Below are 18,950 nucleotides of genomic sequence, written 5' to 3'. Positions count from 1 at the left end.
ATGTCCTCAGAGCAGTCGCAAACCGAGCGCCGTCCCGAGTCGCAAACCGGAGCTCGCATCCTGCCGGAAACCGGATCTCCCTCAGATCTTCATACCGGCCCGTCGGTGAATAGGCCGGCCATCACCGTCCGCCGGGCCAGGACGAGCGATGTCGCGTCGGTCCGGGGACTCCTTGACGGCTACGTCTCCCAAGGCATCCTGCTCGACAAAGCGACGGTGACCCTTTACGAGGACATCCAGGAGTTCTGGGTCGCCGAACGCGACGAGGACGGCAGGGTCATCGGGTGCGGCGCACTGCACGTGATGTGGGAAGACCTCGCCGAGGTCCGTACCCTCGCCGTCGACCACGCCATCAAGGGTGCGGGAGTGGGGCACCAGGTACTGGACAAGCTCCTGCAGACCGCGCGCTGGCTCGGAGTGCGCAGGGTTTTCTGCCTGACGTTCGAAGTCGACTTCTTCGCGGCGCACGGCTTCACCGAGATCGGGGAGACTCCGGTCGACGGAGATGTCTACAGCGAGCTGCTGCGTTCCTATGACGAGGGTGTCGCCGAGTTCCTGGGTCTCGAACGAGTGAAGCCGAACACCTTGGGCAACAGCCGGATGCTTCTGCACCTGTGAACGCCGGAACACCTCGGAACCCTATGTCCGAATCGCGCACGTTTCCCGCGTTCCTGCACTCCTGAACCTCTCCCAGGGGTTTGTGTTTTCCGGGGAAAAGCGGTTTCCTTTCCGCGTACTGCATTTTCGATGAAAGGAAATCCGGTGGCGCAGAAGGTTCAGGTCCTTCTTGTTGATGACCTCGACGGTGGCGAGGCGGACGAGACCGTGACGTTCGCTCTGGATGGCAAGACGTACGAGATCGACCTCACGACGGCCAATGCGGACAAGCTCCGTGGCCTTCTCGACCCGTACACCAAGAGTGGCCGTCGCACCGGAGGCCGTGCAGCCGCCGGCCGTGGCAAGGGGCGTGCCGCCGGCGGTGGCAACAAGGACACCGCCGAGATCCGCCGGTGGGCCCGCGAGAACGGCCACAATGTGAATGACCGCGGCCGTGTCCCGGCCGAGATCCGTGAGGCTTACGAGAAGGCCAACGGCTGATCCGTCGGCCGATGGGTCCGCAGATCGTCACGGGCGAGCGCGAGCCGGACCCGGTGGCACTCGGTCGCCGCCGCGTCCACGAGTCGTACGAGATCGGGAGCATCCCCACCCCTGCTCCCGAGGCCGCCGAGGGCCGGGAGCGAGGCGTCCACCTCCTGGCGCGACCCCGGGGGCCGCAGCCAGACGACGGCCCCCGGCGGGCCGGCCGCAGCGCCGGGAGGCACCGGGGCGTCGATGTGCCCGCCGTGACCGACTGCGCGGAGGTCGAGGGCGATCCCGCCCCACTCGAGCCAGTCCAGGAGGCCCGGCACCTCGTCGGCGCTGCCCGGAGCCACCAGCATCAGCATCCGCTGTCCCGCCAGTGCCACCGGACCGGTGGGGCCGACCCTGAGCAGCGCCGCGTGACCTGCCGCGGCCGGTAGCTCCAGGACGTCGAAGCACGGCCCCGTCAGCAGCCGCGGCGGTGAGGTGCCCGCCGTGGGCCAGTCCAGTTCGTCCGCGTACCACTGGGCGCGGACGCCGGACGCCGGCGACGAGCGGGGCGGCGGGACGAGGGAGGCCATGTCCGATGAACCGCCGAACCGGCCACGGGGTTACGCCCCGTCGGCGACCGATCGCTCCGGGTGCCCGTCTCGGGGGCGCGTCGCAGCGGCAGGCGGCGCGAAGTTGTTCGCCCGTAGCGGAGGGAACGGGGGTGCGCCGCATGGACTGTCGGTGGGTGCGGGTAAGACATCCCTAGTGGGAAGGGGCGACACGCGGGCAAAAACGTCTCACGTTCGCCATCGGCGTACTGGCGAAAGGGCTATCTGCCTGGCCTGCGGGAACATCGTCTCGCACCATCGGGTTGGAGGAGTTGTCGGCGTTCGGGGCGGGCGATCCCCCGGGAAGCAGGGCCGGGTGTCGGCAGTTGAAATGAGCGGTCCCCGCTTGCGGGACTAAGCTGCGGAAGGACAGGGAGGGGACCGACCCCTTACTGCCTGACCGCTCTGAGGAGCGATTAACGATGTTCGAGAGGTTCACCGACCGCGCGCGGCGGGTTGTCGTCCTGGCTCAGGAAGAAGCCCGGATGCTCAACCACAACTACATCGGCACCGAGCACATCCTCCTGGGCCTGATCCACGAGGGTGAGGGTGTCGCCGCTAAGGCCCTGGAGAGCCTCGGGATTTCGCTCGAGGCGGTCCGCCAGCAGGTGGAGGAGATCATCGGTCAGGGCCAGCAGGCCCCGTCCGGGCACATCCCCTTCACTCCCCGGGCCAAGAAGGTCCTGGAGCTGTCGCTCCGTGAGGCCCTTCAGCTCGGCCACAACTACATCGGCACCGAGCACATCCTGCTCGGCCTGATCCGCGAGGGCGAGGGTGTCGCAGCCCAGGTCCTCGTCAAGCTGGGCGCCGACCTGAACCGGGTGCGGCAGCAGGTCATCCAGCTGCTCTCGGGCTACTCGGGAGGCAAGGAGGCGGCCACCGCGGGCGGCCCCGCGGAGGGCACGCCCTCCACGTCCCTGGTGCTCGACCAGTTCGGCCGGAATCTCACCCAGGCCGCTCGCGAATCCAAGCTCGACCCGGTCATCGGGCGCGAGAAGGAGATCGAGCGGGTCATGCAGGTGCTGTCCCGCCGTACGAAGAACAACCCGGTCCTCATCGGCGAGCCCGGCGTCGGCAAGACGGCGGTCGTCGAGGGCCTGGCACAGGCCATCGTCAAGGGCGAGGTGCCCGAGACCCTCAAGGACAAGCACCTCTACACCCTCGACCTCGGCGCGCTGGTCGCCGGCTCCCGCTACCGCGGTGACTTCGAGGAGCGTCTGAAGAAGGTCCTCAAGGAGATCCGCACCCGCGGCGACATCATCCTGTTCATCGACGAGCTCCACACCCTGGTGGGTGCGGGCGCCGCCGAGGGCGCGATCGACGCCGCGAGCATCCTCAAGCCCATGCTGGCGCGAGGCGAGCTCCAGACCATCGGTGCCACGACGCTCGACGAGTACCGCAAGCACCTGGAGAAGGACGCGGCGCTCGAACGCCGTTTCCAGCCCATCCAGGTCGCGGAGCCGTCGCTGCCGCACACCATCGAGATCCTCAAGGGCCTGCGCGACCGCTACGAGGCCCACCACCGTGTCTCCATCACGGACGAGGCGCTGGTCCAGGCCGCCACCCTGGCCGACCGGTACATCTCGGACCGCTTCCTGCCGGACAAGGCGATCGACCTGATCGACGAGGCCGGCTCCCGGATGCGCATCCGCCGGATGACCGCGCCGCCGGACCTCCGCGAGTTCGACGAGAAGATCGCGGACGTCCGCCGCGACAAGGAGTCGGCCATCGACTCCCAGGACTTCGAGAAGGCGGCTTCGCTCCGTGACAAGGAGAAGCAGCTGCTGGCGGCGAAGGCCAAGCGGGAGAAGGAGTGGAAGGCCGGCGACATGGACGTCGTCGCCGAGGTCGACGGCGAGCTCATCGCCGAGGTCCTGGCCACGGCGACCGGCATCCCGGTCTTCAAGCTGACGGAGGAGGAGTCCTCCCGTCTGCTGCGCATGGAGGACGAGCTCCACAAGCGCGTCATCGGCCAGAAGGACGCCATCAAGGCCCTCTCGCAGGCGATCCGCCGTACGCGAGCCGGCCTGAAGGACCCGAAGCGCCCCGGTGGCTCGTTCATCTTCGCCGGCCCGTCCGGTGTCGGTAAGACGGAGCTCTCCAAGACGCTCGCCGAGTTCCTCTTCGGCGACGAGGACGCGCTGATCTCCCTCGACATGTCGGAGTTCAGCGAGAAGCACACGGTTTCCCGTCTCTTCGGTTCGCCCCCCGGATACGTGGGCTACGAAGAGGGCGGCCAGCTCACCGAGAAGGTGCGCCGCAAGCCGTTCTCCGTCGTCCTCTTCGACGAGGTCGAGAAGGCCCACCCCGACATCTTCAACTCCCTTCTCCAGATCCTGGAGGACGGTCGCCTGACCGACTCCCAGGGCCGGGTCGTGGACTTCAAGAACACGGTCATCATCATGACGACCAACCTCGGGACCAGGGACATCTCGAAGGGCTTCAACCTGGGCTTCGCGGCCCAGGGCGACGTCAAGACGAACTACGAGCGGATGAAGGTCAAGGTCAACGAAGAGCTCAAGCAGCACTTCCGGCCCGAGTTCCTCAACCGTGTCGACGACACCGTCGTCTTCCACCAGCTCACCGAGGAAGACATCATCCAGATCGTGGATCTGATGATCGCCAAGGTGGACGAGCGCCTCAAGGACCGCGACATGGGCATCGAGCTCAGTGGCGAGGCCAAGTCGCTCCTGGCGAAGAAGGGCTACGACCCCGTGATGGGCGCCCGGCCGCTGCGCCGGACGATCCAGCGCGAGATCGAGGACGTCCTCTCCGAGAAGATCCTCTTCGGCGAGCTCCGTCCCGGTCACATCGTGGTCGTGGACACCGAGGGCGAAGGGGACGAGAAGAAGTTCTCGTTCCGAGGCGAGGAGAAGTCGGCACTGCCCGACGTCCCGCCGATCGAGCAGGCTGCGGGCGGCGGCCCGAACCTGACGAAGGACGCGTGAGGCGCGTCGTGTAGCGCCTGAGCACAAAGGGCCTGCCCCGGACCGGAAACGGTCCGGGGCAGGCCCTTTTCCTGCGTTCCGCGCCCTTCCCGGGGCGGGGGCCGTGGAGCCGGAGACCTGCGGCGCGTGGGCGCGAGGGTCCGGGCAGCGAAGCCCGTGCGCGGGCGGCGGCGGGTGCCCGTGGGCGGGATCCACCGGCCCGCGGGCCTCGGACGCGTGTCCGCCGGGACGGTGTGTCGGCCGGGATGGTGCGTCAGACCACGGCGAGCCGGTCCACCAACAGCTCCACCCTCTGCGCGGCGTCCTCGGGCAGCAGCCTTCCTGTCCGGGTCAGAGTCGCCAGGCCGTGCAGGGACGCCCAGAACACCTCGGTGAACAGCGCCGGATGGACACCGTCCCCTGCGACCTCGCCCAGGCTCTCCAGGAGCGAGGCGAAGGCGTCCTTCAGCGGTGCCGGGGTGTCCTCCCGCGCGTATGCCAGGCCGCCGTCGAGTTGGAACAGGGCGTCGTAGACCGCCGGGTTGCGTGCGGCGAAGTCGAGGTAGACGCGGGCGAGGGCGGTGACCCGCTCGCGTGGGCCGTCCGCGGCGGAGGACGCGGCCCGCACCGTCGAGGCCAGCTCGGCGGCGCCCTCCAGGGCGACGGCGCCGATGATCTCGCGCTTGCCGCGGAAGTGGCTGTAGAGGACGGGCTGGCTGTACTCGATGCTCTCCGCGAGCCGGCGGGTGGTGACCGCGTCCCAGCCCTGCCGCTCGGCGAGCTCGCGGGCCGTCGCCACGATGAGGCGTTCGCGCTCCGCCCGTTCGCGCTGTTTGCGTTCCTGTACCGACATGCCTCACATCCTAGCACCGCTAGACAAGCGAGCGGCAGCAGTACTAGCGTTGCCTTGTCATCTAGCAGCGCTAGATCCCAGGAGGGATCATCATGCTCAACGCACTCGAGGTGTTCACCACCGTGGTCGTCGGCCTGATGGTGGGGGTGGAGTTATCCGTCGCCTTCGTCATGAACCGGATCTTCGACGCCCTCCCCGAGGACGGCGGCCAGCTCGCCCGTTCTCACGGGGGCCGGATGCTCGGCGCGCTCATGCCGTTCTGGTACATCGGCTCGGTCCTCCTCGGCGCGGCGTGGGCCGTCGCCGGATGGAGCCGTCCCGGCGCCGGGTTCGTCGTCATCGCCGTCGCGCTGCTGATCGTGAGCGTGATCATGTCGGTCCTGCTGCTCGTCCCGATCAACAACCGGGGCAAGACGTGGACCCCCGAGAACCGGCCCGCGGACTGGAAGGAGCAGACGAAGCGCTGGGACAGCTACCACTACGTCCGCGTCGCCGTCATCGTCGCCGCCTTCACGTTCCTGGTCATCGCCCTCGTCTGAGCCCGACATCCGCAAGGGGGAGAGCAATGTCGCTGAAGAAGATCAACACCGTCCTGGCAGTCGCCTTCATCCTCTTCATCCTCTGGTTCGGGTCGGAGTTCATCCTGCGGCCGGAGGTGGTCGCACCGGGCTTCGGTCTCCCGAACCAGCCGTCCGGCGACGGCGGCGGCTTCCTGATCGTCAAGGGGACCCGTGACGTCGTACTGGCTCTGGTCCTGGTTGTCCTGCTGGCGGCGGGCCACCGCCGGGCGCTGGGCTGGGCCCTGCTGGTGGAGGCCCTCGCCGCGTACGGGGACATGGCCAACGTGCTGGCCCATCACGGCTCCGTCGCCACCGCGCTCGGCGTCCACGGCCTGACCGCGACACTGATGGTGGTCAACGGCCTGCTGATCATGCGCGAGACCCGCAGGTCCGAGGCGCGGGACTCTGCCGGGCCCGACGGATCGATCGCGATTCGACGAGCGTCCCGGTCGCGCGTCGAGGGCGGACTGTCCGGGTGAGGTCACCGTGCCCGGTCCGCCGCCCCGGTGGGCGGGTGCGGCCGACCGGCCGGGTGCCGGCGGTCGCGGGGCCGGGTGTCCCGGGCGTCCCAGGTACCGACTGTCCTGGGTGCCGACTGTCCTGGGTGCCGGCGGTCCTGGGTGCCGGCGGGCCGCGGTCCTGGCCCCGGGTGTCGGTGGCGGTGGCCCCCGGCGATCGGGGGTCATGGGCATCTCCGGCCCCCGAGCTTCCGGGTGCCGGCCGGTCGGCCTGTTCGGGCTGGCCGGTCTGCGTATTCGGCTCGTTCTTCAGGGGTCCTGCGCCCCGTACCTGTGGGTCGGCGCTCCAGGAGTCCAGGACCCCGGCCGGTGGTGTCCCCGGATCCCGGCGGCTTCTCGGCCCCCGGAACCCTGCGACCTCGCCCCGCGACCTCGCCCTCCGGGCCCCGGGCCTCACCCCCCGGGCCCTCGGCCTCCGGGTCCCTGGCCTCCGGGCCGCCCCGGCCCCCGGGCCTCACCCCCCGGGGGCCCGAACCCCAGGCGCCGCGCTGTCCCGCCCCGCCTCCGGCCCCGGCCCCGGCCCCTCGGCCCTCGGCCCTCGCCCTCCGGCCCTAGCCCCCGGATCGCCGGGAGGCCGAGGGGACGGGGGCCGGGGGCCGGGGTGCAGGCGTTCCGGGGCTCGATTCGGCCTGGGGTCGAAGGTCCCGAAACGGGCAGGCTTCCGACCCACCGGCGGTGACAAGGCGCACAGGCCGTTTCGGGCCTACTAGGCGCCGTAGGAGCGGGTGTGCTCGCCGTTTATGGGACCTTCGGCCCGCTTATTGGTCGGCTATTGAGGTTTAGACCGATATGGGCGCTATGCGGTGCTGTGGCCAGGGGAAACGCTGGTCACGCCCTGATCCGAACCTGCTTCGCGACGGCCCTCAGGACGGTCGACAGGCCCGTTCGAGGCGGTTCGCGGCACTGAATTCCCGCCCTTCCGACTACGGCTTTTGTTCGTAGATGGGGGGTTTGAGTGTTGTCCGGGGTGCGGGTTACCAAGGATGAGCAAGCCCGGTCGAGCACTGGGTCCAGTCACCCCGGAGGTTCTCCCCGCATGTCGAAGCGCGTTACGTTCCAGCACTCCCGCCGCCCGTCCATGTCCCGCGTCAGTGGCGCCGTCGTGGCCGCCGGCCTGGGAGCGTCGATGGTGTTCGGTGCGGGCGCGGCGTTCGCGTCCGGCACGACGGGCACCGCGGACACCGCGGCCCTCGCCGGCGCGGCCACCGCGGACTCCGTCGCCAAGCAGGCGTCCGCCCAGAGCAAGGCCGCCGCCAAGGCGAAGTCCGACAAGGCCGACAAGAAGAAGGCCGCGAAGAAGAAGGCCTCCGCGTGGGAGGCCCCGGTCGACCACTACGTGCTGAGCGCCACCTACGGCACCGGCGGTGCCCGCTGGGCCCACAAGCACTCCGGCCAGGACTTCGCGGTGCCGATCGGCACCAAGGTCGAGGCCGCGCACACCGGCCGTGTCGTCAAGGCGGGCCCGAACGGTGCCGGTGACGGCCCCGCGTACGGCAACGCCATCGTGATCAAGCACGCCAACGGCAAGTACTCGCAGTACGCGCACCTGTCGAAGATCGAGGTCAACGTCGGCGACCGTGTGAAGACCGGCGACGAGATCGCCCGGTCCGGCAACACCGGTAACTCCAGCGGTCCGCACCTGCACTTCGAGATCCGGACCACGCCGAACTACGGTTCCGCGCTCGACCCGGTGCAGTACCTGAACTCCGTCCACGTCCACGTGTGACGCGGACCCCGTAGCCGCTAGCCGGCCGCGGAACCCGGGCCCTGGGCCCTGGTCACCAGCTCGATGGCGACCTCGAGAGCAGCCGCGCGCTTCTCCTCGGGGTCGCCTTCGGCGTCCCTGAGGGCCAGCATCCCGGCGTGCAGAGTGATGAGTGCGCTGAGGCACCGCACCTGGTCGGTCAGTGGTGCGTCGGGGTCCCTGAGCAGGTCGACGAGCCCCATGGTCCGCTGCTTGACGGTGTGGCCGACGCTCAGGTCCCGCACCGCCGCCTGGTTCTCCTGCATGAAGACGAAGAGCGGTTCGGCCTTGCTGAGCGCCTCGCTGTAGCGGACCAGGATCTCCTTCTTCGTCTCCAGGGTGCGCGGCTGTTCCCTGCCCCACGCCAGGAGCTCTTCGACGGGCCGGTTCAGGTCGTCGAAGATGCTGATGAGGATGTCTTCCTTGGTCTTGAAGTGGTAGTACAGCGCCGCCTTGGTGACCTGCAGCTTCTCCGCGATCTCGCGGAGCGAGGTCTTCTCGTACCCCTGCTCGGCGAAGAGGTCCAGGGCGACGTCCTGAATGCGCTGGCGGGTGTTGCCCCTGCGCGGCTGCGGCGTGCTGCCCATGCGACTCTCCCAAGAACTTACTTGACGCCCGGCTAGTTACGGGTCTACTTTCCTCAGTGTAGTCAACTAGCCGGGCGGCAAGTAAGTGCTGGGGGCCGGCGGACCGGGCGAATCAGGGGACCAGGGGAGCGCATCATGACGGATCTCAAGAAGGGGACGGCCGAACCGGCCGCCCCGCAGGCACGCAGCGTCAGAGTGGTGGTCCTCGCCCTGATGATCACGATGCTGCTGGCCATGCTCGACAACCTGATCGTCGGCACCGCGATGCCGACGATCGTCGGTGACCTGGGAGGCATGGAGCACCTGTCCTGGGTGGTCACCGCCTACACCCTCGCGACCGCCGCCTCAACCCCGATCTGGGGCAAGCTCGGCGACCTCTACGGACGCAAGGGCGTCTTCCTCACGTCCATCGTGATCTTCCTGGCCGGCTCGGTGCTGAGCGGCATGGCCCAGGACATGGGCCAGCTGATCGGCTTCCGCGCGATCCAGGGACTCGGCGCCGGCGGCCTGATGGTCGGTGTCATGGCGATCCTCGGCGACCTGGTGCCGCCGCGGGAGCGGGGCAAGTACCAGGGCATGATGGCCGGCGTCATGGCGATCGCCATGATCGGCGGACCGCTGGTCGGCGGCGTGATCACCGACCACCTCGGCTGGCGCTGGACCTTCTACATCAACCTGCCGCTCGGCGCCGTCGCGCTGGCGATGGTCACCGCCGTCCTCCACCTGCCCCGGAAGGAGCGGTCGACCGCGAGGATCGACTACCTGGGCGCCGCGCTGCTCACCGTGGGCATCACCGCGATCGTGCTGGTCACCACCTGGGGCGGCACCGAGTACGCCTGGGGCTCCGCCGTGATCATGGAGCTCATCGCCCTCGGCGTGGCCTCCCTCGTCGGCTTCCTCTTCGTCGAGACCAAGGCCGCCGAGCCGATCATGCCGCTGCACATCTTCCGCAGCCGCAACTTCAGCCTGATGTCGCTGATCGGCTTCATGGCCGGTTTCGTGATGTTCGGTGCGGTGCTCTTCCTCCCGCTGTACCAGCAGTCCGTCCAGGGCGCGACGGCGACCAACTCCGGGCTGCTGCTCCTGCCGATGCTCCTCTCGATGATGGTCGTGTCCCTCGTCGCGGGGCGGATCACCACGAGCACCGGGAAGTACAAGGTCTTCCCGGTCATCGGCAGCGTCCTGATGGTCGCGGGCCTGTTCCTGCTGTCCACCATGGACACCGGCACCACGCGTCTGACCTCGGGTGTCTTCATGGCCGTGCTCGGTGCCGGCATGGGCTTCCTCATCCAGATCACGATGCTCGTGGCGCAGAACAGCGTGGAGCTCAAGGACATGGGCGTCGCCTCGTCCGCGACCACCCTGTTCCGTACGCTCGGCAGCTCCTTCGGAGTCGCGATCATGGGTGCCCTCTTCACCGGACGGGTGCAGGACGAGATGGCGGTACGCGGCGGTGGCGCGGCCACCGAACGATCGGCGCAGCTGGACGACGCGAGCCTGGCGAAGCTGCCCGAAGCGGTGCGGGACGCCTACGAGTACGCCGTCGCCTCCGGCACGCACATCGCCTTCCTCGTCGGTGGCTCGGTCGCGGTGCTGGCCCTGGTGGCCGCGTTCTTCGTCAAGGAGGTACCGCTGCGGGGCACCGCGAAGCCGGAGGCCACCTCGGACGAATCGGACGGTACCGGTCCCGCGGCCGCGCGTGTGGCGGCGAAGGAGTCCCAGACGGCCTGAGCATCCGGCAGGCGCAGTGGCCCCGGGGGCGTACCGCCCCCGGGGCCACTCGCCGTTCCCGTCCTCAGACCAGGTCCTCGGGGCGCAGGACGGGGAAGCTGCCGGTGCTCGTCGGTGCGTGTTCGGGCAGCCACAGCACGGCGACGGCCCCGCCCGCTCCTCCGGTCTCCTCCGTCGTCCCGGCGTTGCGGAAGGTCAGCCGCGCCCCCAGGACCCGCGCCTGTCCCGCGGCGATGGTCAGCCCGAGACCGTGGCCGTGGCCGGCCCGGTCGGTGCTCCCGGTGCGGAACCTGCTCGGACCCTCCTGGAGCAGTGCCTCCGGGAACCCGGGCCCGTGGTCGCGGACCCGGACCACCCGGCCCTCGACCGTGACCTCGACCGGACCCGCCCCGTGCCTGGCCGCATTGCCCAGCAGGTTGCCGAGGATGCGCTCCAGCCGCCGCGGATCGGTGGACACCCAGGACTCGTGCACGACCCGTACCCCGATCTCCGGATCCAGCAGCCGGACGCGCCGGGCGACGAATTCCCCCAGCGGCAGGTCCTGCAGCTCGGCCCTCTCGGAGGCGCTGTCCAGCCGGGCGACCTCCAGCACGTCCTCCACCAGGGTCCGCAGCGCCTGCGCCCGGTCCCGTACGAGCTCGGTGGGCCGGCCCGGGGGCAGCAGCTCGGCGGCGGTGAGCAGTCCGGTCACCGGGGTGCGCAGTTCATGGGCGATGTCCGCGGTGACCCGGCGTTCCGCCTCGATCCGCCCGTTCAGCGCGTCCGTGAGGGCGTCCACAGCACGGGCGAGCTCGTCCGTCTCGTCCCGTACGACGCCGCCGACGGCCTCCCGGACGCGTACCTCCGTGTTGCCCTCGGCGACCCTGCCGGCCGCAGCCGCCGCCTTGCGCAGCCTCCGGGACAGCTGGCCGCCGATCAGCACCCCCAGCGCGCAGCCGCCGAACACGACCGACACCGACCCGATGACCAGGGCGCGGTCGAGGTCACCCAGGATCATGGAGCTGCGGTCGGCGAACCGGGTGTGGAGCGACAGGATGTCGCCGTTGGCCAGCGGGACGGCGGCCCATACGTCCGGCACCCCGTCGCCGTACTCGTCGACGTGGGTGGCCCGCCGGTGTTCCCGCACCTGTGCGCGCAGGCTCGCCGGCATCGACGGGTCGTTGATCTTGGAGCCGAACTTCGGCGAGGGCTTCTGCGTGTTCGTCGCCTCGTACAGCCGCTGGGCGAACAGCAGCCGCTCCAGCTGCACCTCGCGTGCGTTCTCCAGCATGGACACCCGCGCGGCGTTGTGGACGACGAGGCTCAGCGCGAGGGCGACGAGCGCTCCCACGGCCGCGATGGCGATGCTGATCTTCCAGCGGACGCCTGTCCTCAGGGCGGGCCGTCGGATGCGCGGAGGCGCGGGCCGCCTCGCGGCGGGAAGGGCCGGCCGCCTCATGCGCGGGAGCGCGGGCCGCCTCATGCGCGGAGCTTGTAGCCGAAGCCGCGGACCGTCTCGATCCGGTCCTGGCCGATCTTGGTGCGCAGGCGCTGCACGTGGACGTCGACCACCCGGGTGTCACCGCCCCAGCCGTAGTCCCAGACGCGTTCCAGCAGCCGGTCCCGGGAGAGCACGGTGCCGGGTGCCGAGGAGAACTCGAGCAGCAGCCGCATCTCCGTCGGTGTCAGACCGACGTGCGCGCCCCCACGGCGCACCTCCATGCCCTCGGTGTCGATCTCCAGGTCTCCGAAGACCAGCGCACCGCTCTCCCCGGGCGCCCCGCCGGTGCCGGAGCCCGCCCCGCCGTCGCCGGCGGCGTGCCCGAAGCGGCGCAGCACGGCACGGATACGGGCGACGAGCACCGCCCCGTCGAAGGGCTTGGTGACGTAGTCGTCGGCTCCGGCCTCCAGTCCGAGCACCACGTCGATCGCGTCGGCACGGGCCGACAGCATGATCACCGGCACGGTCGACTCGTCGCGGATGCGCCGGCAGAGGCTGACCCCGTCGAGGCCCGGCACCATCACGTCCAGCAGGGCGATGTCGGGGCGGTCCGACCGGAAGGCCTCCAGGCCCTGAAGCCCGTCGGACACCGCGGTGACGGTGAAGCCGACCCGCTCCAGTGCGAGCTGGGTCGCCTCACGGATGACGTCGTCGTCCTCGACGAAGAGGACATGGGTATCGGCCATGGGTACGGCTCTCAGTTCTGCGCCGTCTGCGGTGCGGGGAGTGCGCCCTCCCCGCTGCCGACGGCCCGGTTGAAGTCGTTGTGCACCCGGTCGGTCTCGGTGAACCGGCCCGATGACCAGTGGTACGTGACGACGTCCTCCCCGGAGGGGTAGGCCACCGAGTCCTTCGACCCGTACACCTGCGTCGTCACCACCAGGTCGCCCCGGTCGATAGTGCCGTACACCGCGGGGACCTCGGCGGCGAAGACGTTCGTGTACGAACCGTCGGAACGCTGCCGGTAGACGTAGGTGCCGATGCCCACCGAATCGCCGCAGTTCATCACGTTGACCACGACGTCGGCCCGGGGGCCGCCGGTGACGTCACCGTACGAGGTGTCGACCGGGTACTCGTCACCGCTGCAGGGCTTCAGGTCGTCCTTGAGCCGCTTGCTCACCTTGGGGTCGTTCTTGACGAGCGTCACCGCATCCGCCCGCGGGCCGGGCTCGGCCGTCCCCGAGGGGGCCGGGCTCGAAGGCACCGTGGCCCGGACGGCCTGCTGCGTGCCTGCCGGGCCCTCGTCACGCGTGCCCGTACCTCCGGTGGAACAACCGGCGCAGAACAGGCCGAGGGCGGCGAGCCCGGCCGCCGCCGCGCCCCCCGCCACGAGACCGGCCGCGCGTCTTCCCCGGCCCGCCGTCCCGTCCCCGCTGCCGCCGCTCAGGCCGCGCACCGCTCCCGCCCCCGCTCGTCGTGGCGCCTGTCCGGCTGTGCCGGTATCCGCGCCGCTGCCACCCCCTCGGCCTCGCGGCTCAGGGCCGCACGGTCCTCGAGCTCCTGGCGCAGGCGTGCCAGGGCGCGGTGCAGCGTGCTCTTCACCGTACCCGCGGACATGCCGAGCGCCGCCGCCGTCTCCTCCGTGCTCATCTGCTCCCAGTGTCGCAGTACGACGACACTGCGCTGCTTGGGAGCCAGCACCCCGAGGATGTCCATGAGCAGGGCGCGGTCGGCCCGCTGCTCGGAACCGTCGTCGACGCTCGCGTCGGGCAGCTGGTCGGTGGGTACCTCGTCGAGCTTGCGGGCGCGCCACCACTCGGTACGGGTGTTGATCATGACGCGTCGGAGATAGGCGTCGGCGAGGGACTTGTCGGCGATGCCGTCCCATCGCCCGAGCGTGCGCACCAGGGCGGTCTGCAGCAGGTCCTGGGCGTCCACGGGGTCGGCCACGAGCCGGCGGGCGCTGCGCAGCAGCGCGTCCTGCCGGGTGCGCACGTACTCCTCGAAGCCGAGCACCTCGCCCTGCGTCATCACAACCGCCTCCGTCCCCGTGGATCCCCGTGTGCCGCCGGGCGGATCGTTCCGTTCCGACGTCGGCAGACGTTACGGAGGCGTTGTCACGAGGGTGTGCGGAGCAGCCGTACGCGGACGCACGGCTGTCCATCGGTTGTGTAACAGCCGATGGACAGCCGGGTCGGGGCCGGTCAGGTCAGAGGCAGCCGGTAGCGGCCGTTCGCCAGGGGTTCGACCAGCCCGTCGGCGACGAGCCCGTCCAGGGCGCGAGCCCGCTGCACGGGCTCCTCCCACACGGAGTCCAGCGCGGACTGGGGGACCGGGGTGACGGCGTCCCGCAGCACCGCGAGCAGCCGGCCCCGCACCTGCCGGTCCGTACCGGCGTAGGTCTGGCCGCGACGGGGCGGACCCTGGTGGGCGGGCTTCCCGGCGAGCCGCCAGGCGCACTGGTCCGCGATGGGGCAGCGCGAGCAGTCCTCGTTCTTCGCGGTGCACACCAGGGCCCCGAGCTCCATGGTGGCCGCCGCCCAGCCGGCCGCCCGCTCGTCCTCCTCGGGGAGCAGGGCGCGGGCCAGCTTCCGCTCGGCGGCGGTGGTCGCGTTCGGCGGGTACTGGATGCCGGTGGCCGCCCGGGCGAACACCCTGCGGACGTTCGTGTCGAGGACGGCGTGGCGCTGCCCGTAGGCGAAGGAGGCCACGGCAGCGGCCGTGTACTCCCCGATCCCGGGCAGTGCGAGCAACTGGCCGTGCTCGCTCGGCACGTCACCGCCGTGGCGTTCCGTTATCGCCTGCGCGGCCCCGTGCAGGCGCAGCGCGCGGCGCGGGTAGCCGAGCCGGCCCCAGGCGCGGACGGCTTCTCCCGGTGCGTCGGCGGCAAGGTCCGCGGGACGGGGCCAGCGGGCCATCCACTGCTCGTAGACGGGGAGGACCCGGTTCACCGGAGTCTGCTGCAGCATGAACTCGCTCACCATCACACCCCAGGCGCCCGCTTCGGGGCGGCGCCAGGGCAGGTCGCGGGCGTTCTGCTCGAACCACCCGATGACGGGGGCATGGAGGGAGGCGGGGGGCGTCTGTGTCGAAGTCGTGGCAGTCATCGCACCTACGATCCTGGCACGGAAGCGGGGGGCTTCGGGCACGGCTGTGGGGGTGTCGGCCAGGCTGGGGGCCCAGGGGGTGGTAACGCCACCCGTTCTGACCCCTCGCGCCGGCTGAGGGAGCACGCGAGCCGGGCAAAGCGGCTGGAAGCGCCCGGGAACGTCCGTCCCGTGATGATGATCCGGAAAACTTGTCGATCAGAGCGGCGGTTGGGGGCCGGAGTTGGCCTGGATCTCTCGTACAGTTCGGTTCGTGGGATCTATGCGCAATCCGGTCGGGCCGCTTCCCTCCAGCATCTACTGGCGTCGGAGAGCAGTGGCCGTGCTGGTGGTCGTGCTGCTCGCGGCGCTGGTCGCATGGGCCGTCACCTCGGGTGGCGGTGGCGGCGGAGGCAAGGACGACGGGAAGCCGGGCGGCTCCGCCCCCGCCCCGTCGATCACCCCGGGGCCGTCGAGTTCGGACCCGGTGGTCGGCCAACCCCCGGGCGGACGCGACGAGTCGGGCGCCGGAGGCACCGGTGGCGGTACCGGCTCCGGCGGCGGTGAGTCCGGGACGGGGGGATCGGGTTCCACGGGTTCCGCAGGGTCCACGGGTTCCACGGGTGCCGGCTCGGCCGGCGGGAGTGCGGGATCGGGCACCGGTGGGTCCCCGGGTGAGCAGGTGCCCGCCGGATCGGCGCTTCCCAACTGCCCCGCGTCCGCAATGCGGTTCGGCCTGAAGACCGACCTCAGCTACGGGCCGGACGACAAGCCCGAGTTCCGGCTGAGCGCCACCAACACCTCGGCGGCCGACTGCAAGGCCGACTTCGGTCCGAAGAGCGCGGTGCTGACGATCACCGAAGCCGGTGACGACGACGAGAAGGTGTGGTCCTCCGAGGACTGCCCGAAGAACGGCGGCGCCGTCTTCCTGAGGGTCCCGGCCGGCGCGACGGTCGTCCACACCGTGAAGTGGGACCGCAAGGGCAGCGCGCCCCGGTGCGAGACCCCGACCGTCCGGACCGCCGCCCCCGGCACGTATCTCCTGGAGGCCGAGGTCCCCGGCGGGACGGTCGAGCGGGCGTCCTTCGTCCTGGCCAAGGACTGACGGCCGGGGCCTGGTGCGCCCCGGGAGGACCCGGCGGGAGGCACCCGGCCTCACGCGAGCGGGCCTCCCCGGGCCGTGCCGCCGGCTCCGCGTGCCTCCCGGGGATCACGGGACGGCACCGACGGGCGCGCTCGGGAACGCCCCCGTCCGGCGCGGGCGGAGCCCGTCCGCACGGGGAGCAGCCGCCCGCAGGCTGACCGGAAAGCGATGTCCGCCCTCGTGCTCCGGCTGTACGTTGTCCGCGTCCCGCATTTCGTGCCGCTTCCCGGCCGACGTTCCACGCGCCTTCACGCCGAGACGGCACCGGGAGGCCTGAGTTCGCCTCGGGCGCGGCGGAACACCCGAGGGCCGTCCCGCAAGCCCGTTCGGCTTCCGGCTTCCTCCGCGGTGACGGGCATCCCCTCCCTCCGATTCCGATTCCCCATCCGGACAGGACACGCACATGAAGTACCGCGTCATCGGCGGCGATCCGAGCACACGCCGCGAGGTCAGCGTGGTCAGCCTCGGCACCATGCTCTTCGGGACGGCGACCGACGAGGCGACGTCCTTCGCCCTTCTCGACCGTTTCGTCGAGGCGGGCGGAACCTTCGTCGATACGTCCAACAACTATTCGTTCTGGGTAAACGGGACGCAGGGCGGTGAGAGCGAGGAACTGCTCGGCCGCTGGATCCGCAGTCGCGGGATCGGTGACGAGATCACCTTCGCCACCAAGCTGGGCGCCCGCCCGAACGCTCCCTCCACCGGATTCAGCCTCGACATCGAGGGGCTTTCGGCCAAGGTGGTCCGGGAGTCCGCCGAGCGCAGCCGGGACCGGCTCGGGATCGAGCGGATCCACCTGCTCTACGCGCACGTCATGGACGAGAGCACCCCGCTGGAGGAGACCGTCGAGGCCTTCGGAGGTGTCGTCGAGGACGGCATCGCCGGCCTGCTCGGCGCCAGCAACCACTGGGCGTGGCGGATCGAGCGGGCGCGGGCACTCGCGGCGGCCGCGGGACTGCCCGGGTACGAGGTGCTCCAGCACCACCACAGCTACCTCCGCCAGCGCATGGACGTCCCGAGCCTGCGCTCACCCGACGGCAACCAGGGCCTCGTCAGCGGCGACCTGCTCAGTTACGTCCGGGCCAACCCCTCGATCACCCAGGTCGCGTACACGCCCCTGCTCTCCGGCGCGTACGTCCGCGACGACAAGCCGCTGGGGCCCGGGTTCGAGCACGCCGGCACCCCCGCCCGGCTCGCGGCCCTGGCCGAGGTGGCCGAGGAGACCGGAGCGACCGCCAACCAGGTCGTCCTGGCGTGGCTCCTGGGTGGGGACATCCCGGTCCTTCCCCTGGTCGGAGCGTCGTCGGTGGCGCAGCTCGACGAAAGCCTGGCCGCGGTGGACCTGGAACTGACCCCCGAGCAGCGTACGAAGCTGGACTCCGCGAACTGAGCCCGACGCTTCCCGCCACCACGCCCGAGCCCCGCCGGTCGGAACCGGCGGGGCTCGGGTGCGTGAGGCCGCGGGAGCGCTCAGACGTAGCGTTCGGGTGCGTGAGGCCGCGGGGGGCTCAGACGTAGCGTTCCAGGATCGAGGACTCCGCCAGCCGGGAGAGCCCTTCCCGCACGCTCCGGGCCCGGGCCTCGCCGACGCCGTCGACGGCCTGGAGGTCGTCCACGCTCGCGGCGAGCAGCTTCTGCAGGCCGCCGAAGTGTTCCACCAGCCGTTCGATGATCGCCCCGGGCAGCCGGGGGACCTTCGCCAGCAGCCGGTAGCCGCGGGGGGAGACCGCCGAGTCCAGCGTCTCGGGGGAGCCGCTGTAGCCCAGCGCCCTTGCCACCACGGGCAGTTCGAGGAGCTCGGTGTGGGTCAGCGTGTCCAGGTCGGCCACGGCCTCGGCGACCGTGCGGGCCCGCTTCGCCGTGGGCTCCGGGACGTAGTCGCGTACGACCAGCTCCCGCTCCGGCTCGACCCCCGCGATCAACTCGTCCAGCTGGAGGGCGAGAAGGCGGCCGTCGGTGCCCAGCTCCACGACGTACTCGGCGATCTCGGTGGCGATCCGGCGCACCATCTCCAGGCGCTGCGAGACCGCGGTGACGTCCCTGACGGTGACCAGGTCCTCGATCTCCAGCGCGGAGAGCGTCCCGGCCACCTCGTCCAGCCTGAGCTTGTACCGCTCCAGGGTCGCCAGTGCCTGGTTGGCGCGGGACAGGATCGCGGAGGACTCCTCCAGGACCCGCCGCTCGCCGTCCACGTACAGGGCGATGAGGCGCATCGACTGCGAGACGGACACCACCGGGAAGCCGCAGGCCTTGGACACCCGGTCCGCGGTGCGGTGACGGGTGCCCGTCTCCTCGGTGGGGATGGAGGCGTCCGGGACCAGCTGGACACCGGCCCTCAGGATCTTGGTCATGTCCTTGTCGAGGATCATCGCGCCGTCCAGCTTGCACAGTTCGCGCAGGCGCGTCGCGGTGAACTCGACGTCGAGGACGAATCCGCCGGTGCACATGGATTCGACGGTCTTGTCCATGCCGAGGACGATCAGACCGCCGGTGTTCCCGCGGAGGATGCGCTCCAGGCCGTCACGGAGGCCGGTGCCCGGCGCGACCGCGCTCAGCGAGGCGCGCATCAATGCCTCGTTCCCCGTGCCTTGGCCGGACTTTCCGGGCGTTGCTGCCCGGTCGTTGGCTGCCACTGCACTCCTCCGGTCACAGGTTTGCGGCGCCCTTGCGTCCCTCATACCGTCGTACGGGCGGGCGAGAC

The 18,950-nt window shown here is 70.7% G+C and carries 18 protein-coding genes; 9 read left to right on the top strand and 9 right to left on the bottom strand.

The features are described 5' to 3' along the window. Both ACFXOA_RS23530 and ACFXOA_RS23525 read left to right on the top strand, forming a co-directional pair. On the top strand, nucleotides 1-618 hold the full coding sequence (locus tag ACFXOA_RS23530; protein WP_385031913.1) for an amino-acid N-acetyltransferase: 618 nt from the start codon (nucleotides 1-3) through the stop codon (nucleotides 616-618). A 144-nt stretch (nucleotides 619-762) separates the two neighbouring features. Further along, nucleotides 763-1,098, top strand: coding sequence for an Lsr2 family protein (locus ACFXOA_RS23525; protein ID WP_385031910.1), 336 nt, complete (start codon nucleotides 763-765; stop codon nucleotides 1,096-1,098). Here the strand turns inward: ACFXOA_RS23525 and ACFXOA_RS23520 are convergent. Then, nucleotides 1,077-1,661, bottom strand: coding sequence for an SCO3374 family protein (locus ACFXOA_RS23520; protein WP_385031907.1), 585 nt, complete (start codon nucleotides 1,659-1,661; stop codon nucleotides 1,077-1,079). The genes ACFXOA_RS23525 and ACFXOA_RS23520 overlap by 22 nt on opposite strands. A 440-nt stretch (nucleotides 1,662-2,101) precedes the next feature. Here ACFXOA_RS23520 and ACFXOA_RS23515 point away from each other — a divergent pair, with 440 nt between their 5' ends. After that, nucleotides 2,102-4,627, top strand: a complete 2,526-nt coding sequence (locus tag ACFXOA_RS23515) for an ATP-dependent Clp protease ATP-binding subunit (protein WP_385031904.1) — start codon at nucleotides 2,102-2,104, stop codon at nucleotides 4,625-4,627. Between the two features lie 253 nt (nucleotides 4,628-4,880). On the opposite strand, the gene ACFXOA_RS23510 is transcribed toward ACFXOA_RS23515, so the two are convergent. After that, on the bottom strand, nucleotides 4,881-5,459 hold the full coding sequence (locus tag ACFXOA_RS23510) for a TetR/AcrR family transcriptional regulator (RefSeq protein WP_385031900.1): 579 nt from the start codon (nucleotides 5,457-5,459) through the stop codon (nucleotides 4,881-4,883). Between the two features lie 92 nt (nucleotides 5,460-5,551). Between ACFXOA_RS23510 and ACFXOA_RS23505 the strand changes: the two genes are divergently transcribed. From ACFXOA_RS23505 to ACFXOA_RS23495, 3 genes are all read left to right on the top strand, one after another. Further along, entirely contained in the window at nucleotides 5,552-5,998 is a 447-nt protein-coding gene (locus ACFXOA_RS23505; RefSeq protein ID WP_385031897.1) for an anthrone oxygenase family protein, read from the top strand. 26 nt (nucleotides 5,999-6,024) lie between these two features. Continuing rightward, a complete protein-coding gene (locus tag ACFXOA_RS23500; protein WP_385031894.1) occupies nucleotides 6,025-6,498 on the top strand; it encodes a DUF4267 domain-containing protein in 474 nt (157 codons plus the stop codon). A 1,075-nt stretch (nucleotides 6,499-7,573) separates the two neighbouring features. Beyond that, nucleotides 7,574-8,263: a M23 family metallopeptidase gene (locus tag ACFXOA_RS23495; RefSeq protein ID WP_385031892.1), complete on the top strand. Its 690-nt coding sequence runs from the start codon at nucleotides 7,574-7,576 to the stop codon at nucleotides 8,261-8,263. Nucleotides 8,264-8,280: 17 nt separating this feature from the next. On the opposite strand, the gene ACFXOA_RS23490 is transcribed toward ACFXOA_RS23495, so the two are convergent. After that, the gene (locus tag ACFXOA_RS23490; RefSeq protein WP_385031889.1) at nucleotides 8,281-8,868 is read right to left on the bottom strand and encodes a TetR/AcrR family transcriptional regulator; all 588 of its coding nucleotides are present in this window, start codon (nucleotides 8,866-8,868) and stop codon (nucleotides 8,281-8,283) included. Nucleotides 8,869-9,003: 135 nt separating this feature from the next. Between ACFXOA_RS23490 and ACFXOA_RS23485 the strand changes: the two genes are divergently transcribed. Next, nucleotides 9,004-10,599 carry an MDR family MFS transporter gene (locus ACFXOA_RS23485; RefSeq protein WP_385031886.1) on the top strand — a complete coding sequence of 532 codons (1,596 nt, stop codon included), beginning with the start codon at nucleotides 9,004-9,006 and terminating at the stop codon, nucleotides 10,597-10,599. 64 nt (nucleotides 10,600-10,663) lie between these two features. On the opposite strand, the gene cseC is transcribed toward ACFXOA_RS23485, so the two are convergent. The 5 genes from cseC to ACFXOA_RS23460 all read right to left on the bottom strand — a co-directional run bounded on the left by cseC (nucleotide 10,664) and on the right by ACFXOA_RS23460 (nucleotide 15,126). Continuing rightward, entirely contained in the window at nucleotides 10,664-11,989 is a 1,326-nt protein-coding gene (gene cseC, locus ACFXOA_RS23480) for a two-component system sensor histidine kinase CseC (protein ID WP_385032067.1), read from the bottom strand. A gap of 68 nt (nucleotides 11,990-12,057) precedes the next feature. Then, entirely contained in the window at nucleotides 12,058-12,765 is a 708-nt protein-coding gene (gene cseB / locus ACFXOA_RS23475) for a two-component system response regulator CseB (RefSeq protein WP_385031883.1), read from the bottom strand. Between the two features lie 11 nt (nucleotides 12,766-12,776). Then, complete coding sequence (locus tag ACFXOA_RS23470; RefSeq protein ID WP_385031880.1) at nucleotides 12,777-13,475, bottom strand: hypothetical protein; 699 nt, start codon at nucleotides 13,473-13,475, stop codon at nucleotides 12,777-12,779. Next, nucleotides 13,463-14,050 carry a SigE family RNA polymerase sigma factor gene (locus ACFXOA_RS23465; RefSeq protein ID WP_385031877.1) on the bottom strand — a complete coding sequence of 196 codons (588 nt, stop codon included), beginning with the start codon at nucleotides 14,048-14,050 and terminating at the stop codon, nucleotides 13,463-13,465. Before ACFXOA_RS23465 ends, ACFXOA_RS23470 begins: the two co-directional genes overlap by 13 nt. A gap of 173 nt (nucleotides 14,051-14,223) precedes the next feature. After that, on the bottom strand, nucleotides 14,224-15,126 hold the full coding sequence (locus tag ACFXOA_RS23460) for an A/G-specific adenine glycosylase (protein WP_385031873.1): 903 nt from the start codon (nucleotides 15,124-15,126) through the stop codon (nucleotides 14,224-14,226). A gap of 262 nt (nucleotides 15,127-15,388) precedes the next feature. On the opposite strand from ACFXOA_RS23460, the gene ACFXOA_RS23455 reads away from it, so the two are divergent. After that, nucleotides 15,389-16,210, top strand: coding sequence for a hypothetical protein (locus tag ACFXOA_RS23455; RefSeq protein WP_385032064.1), 822 nt, complete (start codon nucleotides 15,389-15,391; stop codon nucleotides 16,208-16,210). Between the two features lie 442 nt (nucleotides 16,211-16,652). Beyond that, on the top strand, nucleotides 16,653-17,639 hold the full coding sequence (locus ACFXOA_RS23450) for an aldo/keto reductase (RefSeq protein ID WP_385031870.1): 987 nt from the start codon (nucleotides 16,653-16,655) through the stop codon (nucleotides 17,637-17,639). Between the two features lie 118 nt (nucleotides 17,640-17,757). Here ACFXOA_RS23450 and disA read toward each other — a convergent pair whose 3' ends face one another. Continuing rightward, a complete protein-coding gene (gene disA, locus ACFXOA_RS23445) occupies nucleotides 17,758-18,882 on the bottom strand; it encodes a DNA integrity scanning diadenylate cyclase DisA (protein ID WP_385031867.1) in 1,125 nt (374 codons plus the stop codon). Nucleotides 18,883-18,950: the final 68 nt, after the last annotated feature.

It is taken from the genome of Streptomyces sp. NPDC059166 (assembly GCF_042755185.1).
GTDB lineage: Bacteria > Actinomycetota > Actinomycetes > Streptomycetales > Streptomycetaceae > Streptomyces.
Note: the sequence above shows the minus strand (reverse complement) of the source record. Positions and strands in the feature narration are given on the sequence as shown.

Excerpts from the sequence above, each read along its gene's own strand:
- ACFXOA_RS23520 (WP_385031907.1), bottom strand. The coding sequence starts at position 1,661 with ATGGCCTCCCTCGTCCCGCCGCCCCGCTCGTCGCCGGCGTCCGGCGTC.
- ACFXOA_RS23460 (WP_385031873.1), bottom strand. The coding sequence starts at position 15,126 with ATGACTGCCACGACTTCGACACAGACGCCCCCCGCCTCCCTCCATGCC.
- ACFXOA_RS23490 (WP_385031889.1), bottom strand. The coding sequence starts at position 8,868 with ATGGGCAGCACGCCGCAGCCGCGCAGGGGCAACACCCGCCAGCGCATT.
- ACFXOA_RS23510 (WP_385031900.1), bottom strand. The coding sequence starts at position 5,459 with ATGTCGGTACAGGAACGCAAACAGCGCGAACGGGCGGAGCGCGAACGC.
- ACFXOA_RS23485 (WP_385031886.1), top strand. The coding sequence starts at position 9,004 with ATGACGGATCTCAAGAAGGGGACGGCCGAACCGGCCGCCCCGCAGGCA.
- cseB (WP_385031883.1), bottom strand. The coding sequence starts at position 12,765 with ATGGCCGATACCCATGTCCTCTTCGTCGAGGACGACGACGTCATCCGT.
- ACFXOA_RS23450 (WP_385031870.1), top strand. The coding sequence starts at position 16,653 with ATGAAGTACCGCGTCATCGGCGGCGATCCGAGCACACGCCGCGAGGTC.
- ACFXOA_RS23455 (WP_385032064.1), top strand. The coding sequence starts at position 15,389 with ATGCGCAATCCGGTCGGGCCGCTTCCCTCCAGCATCTACTGGCGTCGG.
- ACFXOA_RS23530 (WP_385031913.1), top strand. The coding sequence starts at position 1 with ATGTCCTCAGAGCAGTCGCAAACCGAGCGCCGTCCCGAGTCGCAAACC.
- ACFXOA_RS23495 (WP_385031892.1), top strand. The coding sequence starts at position 7,574 with ATGTCGAAGCGCGTTACGTTCCAGCACTCCCGCCGCCCGTCCATGTCC.
- ACFXOA_RS23515 (WP_385031904.1), top strand. The coding sequence starts at position 2,102 with ATGTTCGAGAGGTTCACCGACCGCGCGCGGCGGGTTGTCGTCCTGGCT.
- ACFXOA_RS23500 (WP_385031894.1), top strand. The coding sequence starts at position 6,025 with ATGTCGCTGAAGAAGATCAACACCGTCCTGGCAGTCGCCTTCATCCTC.
- ACFXOA_RS23505 (WP_385031897.1), top strand. The coding sequence starts at position 5,552 with ATGCTCAACGCACTCGAGGTGTTCACCACCGTGGTCGTCGGCCTGATG.
- ACFXOA_RS23465 (WP_385031877.1), bottom strand. The coding sequence starts at position 14,050 with ATGACGCAGGGCGAGGTGCTCGGCTTCGAGGAGTACGTGCGCACCCGG.